This is a genomic window from uncultured Anaerovibrio sp. (assembly GCF_947302755.1).
GTDB lineage: Bacteria > Bacillota > Negativicutes > Selenomonadales > Selenomonadaceae > Anaerovibrio.
In genome coordinates, this window is the sequence record NZ_CAMYWM010000106.1 from 1 (window position 1) to 8,953 (window position 8,953).

Consider the following 8,953-nt stretch of genomic DNA (forward strand, 5'->3'; position numbering starts at 1 on the left):
TCTTCGCCACTGCCTTGGGGATTTTCCTCATTCCGGTTCTGTACTGTATCGTGGTATGGGCTTCGGAGAAAATGAAAAAGAAAAAGGAAGGCATTTGATTTTTTTAAAACTTCTGTTCAAAAGGCTTGGGCCTGTCCCAAGCCTTTTATTATTTGTTATTTTTTGTTATACTGTAAGATAGTCTTTTACAATAATGGGGTGAATATTTTGCAGAAAAAAGTAACTAAACGCTCCTCCAAGGCGAAGGAGAAAAAAGATACTAAAAATAAATCAAATACCAGAGGGAAAACCATCAAAGAGGATGTGAACAATTCCGGGGAGGTCCCTACAGAAGCCTCCACCCGTAAATCAGAGATAGCTGGTGTATTATTTGTGGCATTTGGCCTTATTTCCCTTTGCGGCTTGGCCGGGCTGAATGTGGGCTACATTGGCAAATACGTTGCCCAATTTCTAAAGTATGGCTTCGGCATCGGCTCGGCAGTGGTTTCCCTGTTGTTTCTGGTGGTGGGCGGCTACCATATTATGCAGCACAGACGGGTAGGCTTTTCCAAAACCTCGGTGGGGGTAGTCCTGCTGCTCATTTCCTTATTGGGCTTGTATCATCACATGGTTATTCCCATTGGCTCCGAGATATTGCCCACCAGCCTGGCTGATGGCGGCGGCCTGGTGGGAGGGCTGTTAACCTTTTTGCTCCACAAGCCCCTTGGCAATGCCGGAACGACCATTATATTCATGGCGGCCATTATTGGCTCCATTTTGCTGGCAACCCCATGGTCTTTGGCCCAGGGGATTTTGACCACCAAGGCTGTTTCGGAAAAAGGGGCCGATGTGGCCATGGATATGGCCGAGGTGGTATATGATAATGCCAAGGCCGTAGGCAGCAAGGTGGGGAATCGGGTACAAAATCACGTAGAGGAGCAGGTACAGAAATGTAAGAGCAGAAATTCCTTTTACGACCAGGCTCAGGATGACTCCTTTACTAATGAAGCAAACCCAATGAACAATAACGGTAATCAGGAATATTTTGACCAAAATACCACGGCTTCCTCCGGTTCAGGGGGGGATATTGAACCGATAATTGAGGTAAATAAACGGGACAATATGCCGGAATGGCAGGCACCGTCACCACGGTCCAATCAGCAGCCCTTTGATGGGCCGGATTTTGGTCTGGATGAGGGTCATATTCCCGTTAATAATGGATCAGGCAGCATTGCCTCCCTTAATAATGCATCAGACCCCTATGCCTTCGTTAATAATGGATCAGCAGCTTATGGGGCCCTTAATAATGGTCCGGATTATCAAAGTCAATCCACCTCCGGCTACGGCCTTTATGAGTCCGTTTTCGATGGGCCTCAGCTGAATACTGCTAATACTGCTGCCGCCAGCCCGGCAGCGGAGGAGGAGTATATCAGCGAATATGCCCATAGGGCTGCCGGGAAGCTGGATAATAATCTTAAAAATCTGGACACCTCCGGCTTCAAAAATGTCCGGGTAAATAAAATCGGCCCCCGAACCTTTGATAATTGGCGGTTGAAGGGCAAATTTGCCGCTGATTTAGATGATGAAGAGGCTGAACCACCCCAGGCGGTGGAGGCACCGGAATCCGAGGAGGACCTGGATTTCCTGATGGAGCAGCAGGAGGACAATGAGGCTATCCGGGAGCTGGAGGAGGCTGAAGGGGAAGACAGCATTCTGGATACCAGCCGACCAATGATTGTAGCCTCTATTGACGACCTTCTCTATAGCGATAATGACGCTGATGATATGGCTGACCATGAAAATGATGCTTTGGCTGATAATGAAGCTGATGATGTGGCTGTCCATGAAAAGGAGGCTGACGGGGCGGCGGACTCCTTTACCTTTCCTGCCTCAGTGTTCACCGATGAAGCTGTTCCTTCAGAGACTGTGGACACGGTGGAGGCGGCAAATGAACTCGATATACCGGAGGAAGTATTTGATGGGCCGGAGGCAGGTAGTGAAGCTCCTGGGCAGCCCTTTGATATGTCGGCGGCTGCTGCCGAGCCACCAGTGAATGGCAATGAGGCATTGGTAGAGGCTGTTGACGCATCGGCGGACAGTGTTGACCGGGATTTCAAAATTGATTTCAGTGCCGACCATAAGGGAGAATCCTCCTTTACTCAAAGCCTGCCGGAGGAGGAGGGCCCGGCAGAGGCCCTTGGGGAAGCTGCCGCTGCCCTGGAGACTGCCAAGGCCGCCGGAGCCGCGGCTGCCGCCGGGCTGGTGGAGGAGCTGGCCCAGGAGGCCCGGTTGAGCAATCAGGCCCAGGAGGAAGAGCAGGAAGAGCAGGAAGAGCTGCCACCCTATGAGGTGCCTGATGTACGGGATGTGCTGAAGGAGGTCGTCAAGGAAAAGGATGACAAGCTGGAGGCCGAAATCCAGTCCAAGGCCAAGGTGCTGGCCCAGACCTTAAAGGACTTTAAGGTAAATGCCACTATTTTAGGGGCTACCCATGGTCCGGCTGTTACCCGCTATGAGGTAAAGCTGGCTCCCGGGGTCAAGGTGAACAAGCTTACCGGCCTGGCGGACGATATCGCCCTGAGTATGGCGGCGACCTCGGTGCGCATTGAACAGATTCCCAACCGGTCCACCATTGGTATTGAGGTGCCGAACCGCAAGCTGGAAAGCGTTCCCCTCCGGGAGGTATTGGAAAATCCGGCCTTTGATGAGGCCAAGTCAAAGCTGACAGTGGGCTTTGGCAAGGATATCAGTGGCAAGGCAATTTTCGGCAATCTGGCGGATATGCCTCACCTATTGGTAGCCGGTGCCACCGGCTCCGGTAAATCGGTATGTATCAACACCATTGTTACCAGTATTCTGTTTAAGGCAAAGCCGGATGAGGTCAAGTTTATTATGATTGACCCGAAGATGGTGGAGCTGTCCATTTATAATGATATTCCTCATCTGATGGTACCGGTGGTTACCGATGCCCGAAAGGCCGCCTCGGTACTTAACTGGGCTGTGCAGGAAATGGAAAAGCGCTATGGCCTTATTGCCCAGGCCGGGGTCAAGAATATTGAAACCTATAATAAATATTATGCCGAGGAAAAGGACAAGCAGATGTCCTCAGTAGTAATCATCATCGACGAGCTGGCTGACCTTATGATGGTGGCTCCTCACGATGTGGAGGATGCCATTTGCCGTCTGGCCCAGAAGGCCCGTGCTGCCGGTATTTATCTGGTACTGGCTACCCAGCGGCCATCGGTCAACGTAATTACCGGTGTGATTAAGGCCAATATTCCATCCCGTATTTCCTTTGCCGTTACCTCCCAGATCGATTCCCGTACCATATTGGATTCGGCGGGAGCAGAAAAGCTGCTGGGCAAGGGCGATATGCTCTTTAAGCCCCAGACCGAGCCAAAGGCGGCCCGTGTTCAGGGGGCCTTTGTCAGCGACGCCGATGTGGAGCTGTTGGTGGAGCGCATCAAGCAGCAGGGCCATAAGCTGGAGATTAATCAGGAGATTATTGATTTTACCAACAAGGCTGAGCAGGAGGCCGAGGGCGGTGAAGAGGATAATGGCAAGACCAAGAGCAGCGTGGATGAGCTGCTGCGTCAGGCAGTGGAGCTGGTCATGCAGACCGGCAACGCCTCAGCCTCCAGCTTCCAACGCCGCTATCACATTGGCTTTACCCGGGCCGGACGCCTCCTGGACACCATGGAGCAGTTAAAAATTGTGGGGCCGCCCCAGGGCAGCAAGCCCCGGGAAATCCTTGTAACTGAGGATCAGGCCTTTGAAATTATGGATAAGCTGGAAGAACATTTGAAGGAAGAGAAGTAAGTGGCAATAGGTAAAATAAATATGCTGGAGGGCAGTATCTGGGACAAGATATTGAAATTCGCCATCCCCCTTGCCTGTACCAGTATTATGCAGCAGCTGTTCAATGCAACGGATGTTGCTGTAGTAGGTCAGTTCGTGGGTAGGGATGCCTTGGCGGCCGTGGGGGCCAACGCCATCGTGATTAACCTTATGCTAAATCTGGTTATTGGCCTGTCCATCGGTGCCAATGTGGTTTGTGCCATGCGAATTGGCTCCAAGGATTATCTGCGCATCAAAAAGACCATCCATACATCTATAGTGCTGGCCCTGGCCAGCGGGGCTGTGCTGGCGGTTTTTGGGGTGTATTTTGCCCCGGATATTTTGCGCATGGTGGATACCCCGGAGCATATTATGGACCAGGCGGTGCTGTACCTCCGTATTCTCATGGGGGGCGTGCCCATTATGCTGGTGTATAATTTTGGGGCCTCTCTGCTGCGGGCCAAGGGGGATACCAAACGGCCCCTTTACGCCATGCTGTGTGCCGGTACCATCAATGTGCTGTTGAATGTGTTTTTTGTCACCCAGCTGGGCTGGGCTGTGGAAGGAGTGGCCATAGCTACGGTAATGGCCAGCTGTGCCAGTGCCGGTCTGATGGTTTATTGGCTCCATCATGAACAGGGGCCAATGCAGCTGCGCTTTGATAAGCTGTGGGTGGATAAATCCGTGCTCCTCCACATCTGCAAGGTGGGTCTGCCCACCGGGTTTCAGGGCATGGTGTTCTCCTTTTCCAATGTAATAATTCAGGTGGCCCTGAATAATTTGGGGGCTGAGGTGGTGGCGGCCACGGCAGTAGCCCTGAATTTTGAGTTTGCCGGCTTCTTTATTTTGCAGGCCTTTTCCCAGGCGGCTACTACCTTTGTGGGGCAGAACTACGGTGCCAAAAATATTGCCCGCTGTCGCCGGGTTATAAAGGTAACCCTGGGGATAAGCACTTTGATAACTGGTTCGGTAAGCATAGCCTTCGCGGTATTTGCGTATCCCCTGTCGGAGATATTTACCGCCGATCCCGTTGTTTTGGAATACGCCGCAATCCGTATCCGGTATGTTCTCACCTTTGAGGTCATCAATATATTCATTGAGACCCTTAGCGGGGCCATGCGGGGGGTAGGCTATTCCCTGGTTCCGGCCATAGCCTGTATGCTGGGTGTATGCGTTTTCCGTGTTTTTTATGTGTATTCAATATTTGCGGAATACCCAACCTTTGAGGTGCTGATGGCCGTATATCCAATAAGCTGGAGCGTTACTGTATTTGTAATTGTGGGACTGTATATTCATGTGTTTAACAGAGTGGAGAGAAAGCTATGGAAGAAAAAAATGGCTTAATCATCGTCCATACGGGAAATGGCAAGGGAAAAACCACGGCGGCCCTGGGACTGGCCATGCGTGCCTGGGGCGATGGCCTGCGGGTTCTCATATTGCAGTTTATTAGAGGGGGCTGGAAATACGGGGAAATTGAAGCCATAAAAAGGCTGGGGGAGATAGATGGCCATATTGAGCTGAGACGGCTGGGCAAGGGCTTTCAGCGAAACACTGATGACAAGGCAGAGCATATTGCAGCTGCCCAGGAGGCCCTAAAAGAAGCTGGGGAAGCCTTTGCCTCCGGGGAATATGACCTGATAATTTTGGACGAAATAAATTATGCAGTGAAGTTTGAGCTGATAACTGTTGAAGAGGTGAAGACTCTGCTGGCCAAGCGTCCCCCTGAGCTCCATGTTGTCCTCACCGGCCGTGATGCCCGGGAAGAAATCATCGATATGGCGGATTTGGTTACGGAAATGAGGTTGATAAAGCATCCCTACCAACAGGGCATAAAAGCCCAAAGGGGCATAGAATTCTAAAAAAGCCTTCCCCCTGCGACGTGAGTGGAATGAGCTTGTCTCGTAGGGGAGTGGCCGGTGATATTATCTTTCACACGACCGAGCTACTAAACTTCGTGCGAAACAATGTTTCGCCCTACGCCCTTACAACGAAATCTAAAGCTCATCTGCGTCCTACGGACTTGATTTGCTAAGATTTTGTAGTATAAATATTGTTTTGCTTTAAATTAAATAGCTGGAAAAATTATAACTCGCTTTGCTCAGACAGATAATTTTTCCAGCTAATTTTTGTGTGCAAAAAATATTTTCTTCACGCAGCTCCGTCTATTGTTCAAGATAATTATCACCGGCACAATAGCCTTCCCTTGCGACGTGAGTGGAATGAGCTTGTCTTGTAGGGGAGTGGTCGGTGATATAATCACCGGCCTAGCCTGGGCAAATGAGCTTCAATAGCTATTGATATTAAATCGGATAAATGATACAATGAGTGTAAGAAAAAGAGACAGCTGATGGCGTTAGTCAGCTCCTCGGATTTTTGTCTTAAGAAGCCGGCCATTGCAGTGGTCGGCTTCTGCTTTTATCATGAAAAGTTTATTTTCTACGACTAAGCCAGGTAGCTACAAGAGTTAGGAATGCTATCAGCAAGGATAGCTGTTTCTTATCCATGTCATTGGCCTTATATTAAGCCTTCCCCTCTGGGGAAGGTGCCCGAAGGGCGGATGAGGTATTCCCAGTGGGCAACTGAGCTGCAATAACTATTGATATGAAATCAGATTAATGATATAATCACTATAAGAAAAGAGACAGCTGATGGTGGTAGTCAGCTTCCTCGGAGTATTCTTTAGAAACCGACCACGGCGAATGGTCGGTTTTGTCTTTATCTGAGGATTTACTTCAACAGATTAAACACGGTAACGATAAGCGTCAGAATGGCTATCAGCAAGGATAGCTTTTCATATAGACTCATAGTCACCACCTCCTTAAAGGAGGAAACCGACACATCAACTGTCTCTCACCTTATATTATAAAGTTGCTTTTTCGCTGATTGGCCTGTGGCTAATCAGCGTTTTTTTATGTCTTTTTTGATGGTGGTATCCAACATGAGGTTCCGTTCATTCATTTTTTTAGCCACTGTCTTTTTTTTTCTGGGGGAAAAAAGTCTGACCTTTTATTGATAGGCTAAGCTGCCTTTTTTAGGAATATCGAATTTCCCCCTTTTGCATCATCTAAGCAGAAAAATTTTTTTGAAGCAAAATCCCTTTAAATTTGGTACAATATTAAAGATTAATTAAAATTACTTCCCGTAGAAGGATTTTTGAAAAATCTATAGAAGCGTTTAAGAAGAACGCAATTTTTTGTCTGCTGCCAATAGGTGGTAAGTCCTATAGGCTTGGGCAGGGATATTCAAAATGATGTATATTAATTGGCATTCCCTTTATGTGGGAATCCTGATAGAAGAAATTTATGAGGTGGAAAAGCATGTTGAAGGGTTATCATTATTTTTCTTGTTGTGCAGCTGTTCTGTTGAGTTTGCCGGTGGCAGGTCAGGATAGAGTGGCCGAGGCTGGGTCGGAAGGCTCTCTGTGGGCTGGTGCCCAAATGGAGCGGGACCGCCGGGATATGGAATGGGAGCAGGTGAGGGAACAGATTGCCGAGGATGAGGCCCTGCGCAAGCAGCGGGTGGAGCAGGGCAATACCCCATCGGTGGAGATAGATGAATCAGAGGTTCATTTTGAATTGAAGGGGATCGAGCATAATCCTTCGGAAATTCTCACCCAGGAGGAAATTAAGGGCATTACCGATGGCTATGTAGGTCGTCAGATTACCGCCAAGGACCTGCTGGAAATGACGGACAAAATCACTGCCCTGTACCGTGACAAGGGCTACATGACCTGCGGGGCCGTGCTTAATCGCCGAATTCACGATGGGGTGGCTTCAATACACCTGGTTGAAGGGCGGACAGAGGCCATTACCATAACGGGAAACCGCTACACCAACGAAGACTACATTACGGGACGCCTGGGTCTGCAGACAGGTGAGGTGGCCAATATAGATAAGCTCAACGAGAATTTACGCTGGTTCCATGGTACCAATGACGTACAGCTTCGGGTAGTGATAAAGCCCGGTACCAAGGAAGAAACCACCGACTATGAAATTATTGTTCTGGAACCGAAAAATCAGACTGTGTCCCTGTATACGGACAACGATGGCTATGAAAATAGCGGCCGCTGGCGTCAGGGCCTGTTCTACACCATGAGAAGCCTCAGCGGCAACCGGGATGCCCTGCGGGCCAGCTTTATCCGCAGCCAGGGCACCAAGGCCTGGTCCATGGGCTACAGCTTTCCCGTTTCCCAGCGGGGAATGCGGTTGGACTTGGCCTATTCCGGCAACAGAACGGAAATAACCAGCGGGGAGCTGAAGCCCTTGGGGGTTCAGGGAAAGGCCCAATCCTTTTCCCTGACCTGGCGGGTGCCCTTTTCCATAACTGAGTCTTCACATCATGAAATGGGCCTTCAATACGTGTATCAGACCACCAAAACGGAGCTTGGCCATGGAACGGAGTTTGGCGTGGAGCCCTGGGTGGATGATAAAATCCATCGGGTGATACCCTATGTATCCTTTACCCATTATGGCAATTCCTCCGTCCTTTATCATAAGCATTCCTTCGTATTCGCCCGGAACCGCAGTCTCTACGGCGTGTCCAATACGGCCAAGCTGTATCGCCTCAGCGCCTTTTGGCAGAAACGGTATGGGAGCGGACAATTCTGGCAGGCCCGGATAGAGGGCCAGTGGAGTGCCAACAGCTACCTGACCTCCTCGGATCGCTTCTTCATTGGCGGTGTCAACAGCGTTCGGGGCTACGAGGAAGGCTTTATCGGCGGCACCAAGGGCCTCACCGCCAACCTGGAATATCATATTCCCCTGAATAAGGACAGAAGCGTTTCCCTGTTCCCATTCTTTGACTGGGGCACCATAAGCGGGGACGTGGGGATGGAGCATAAAACCCTAATGAGTGCCGGTCTGGGTCTTGAGGCTCAATACAAGGATATCTATGGCACATTAACCATCGGCTTCCCATTTAAAAAGGATTTTTATGAAAATAAGGTGGACAGCACAAGAATTAATTTTTCATTGTCAGCCACCTTTTGATACAAGCTTTTGGTAATTTTAAATGTGGGCGGCCCTTTGATACAAGTTTTTGGTAAATGTTTACGATACTATGATTAGAAGAATGCGTAAATTTATTTTTACTATGAAATCTTAGCGAAGCAAATCCGAAGGATGCAGATGAGCTCTAG

At 49.5% G+C, this 8,953-nt stretch carries 3 protein-coding genes and 2 pseudogenes; all 5 read left to right on the forward strand.

The window, feature by feature from the left end:
• Nucleotides 1–417 precede the first annotated feature (417 nt).
• Nucleotides 418–774, forward strand: a pseudogene (locus Q0Y54_RS09765) (DNA translocase FtsK 4TM domain-containing protein); the annotation flags it as partial.
• Between the two features lie 1,545 nt (nucleotides 775–2,319).
• Nucleotides 2,320–3,798, forward strand: a pseudogene (locus Q0Y54_RS09770) (DNA translocase FtsK); the annotation flags it as partial.
• On the forward strand, nucleotides 3,799–5,160 hold the full coding sequence (locus Q0Y54_RS09775; RefSeq protein WP_297967016.1) for an MATE family efflux transporter: 1,362 nt from the start codon (nucleotides 3,799–3,801) through the stop codon (nucleotides 5,158–5,160).
• Nucleotides 5,139–5,675 (forward strand): cob(I)yrinic acid a,c-diamide adenosyltransferase, encoded by a 537-nt coding sequence (cobO, locus tag Q0Y54_RS09780; protein WP_297967017.1) that lies wholly within the window; start codon nucleotides 5,139–5,141, stop codon nucleotides 5,673–5,675. Before Q0Y54_RS09775 ends, cobO begins: the two co-directional genes overlap by 22 nt.
• A gap of 1,458 nt (nucleotides 5,676–7,133) precedes the next feature.
• Nucleotides 7,134–8,804, forward strand: coding sequence for a ShlB/FhaC/HecB family hemolysin secretion/activation protein (locus Q0Y54_RS09785; RefSeq protein ID WP_297967020.1), 1,671 nt, complete (start codon nucleotides 7,134–7,136; stop codon nucleotides 8,802–8,804).
• Nucleotides 8,805–8,953: the final 149 nt, after the last annotated feature.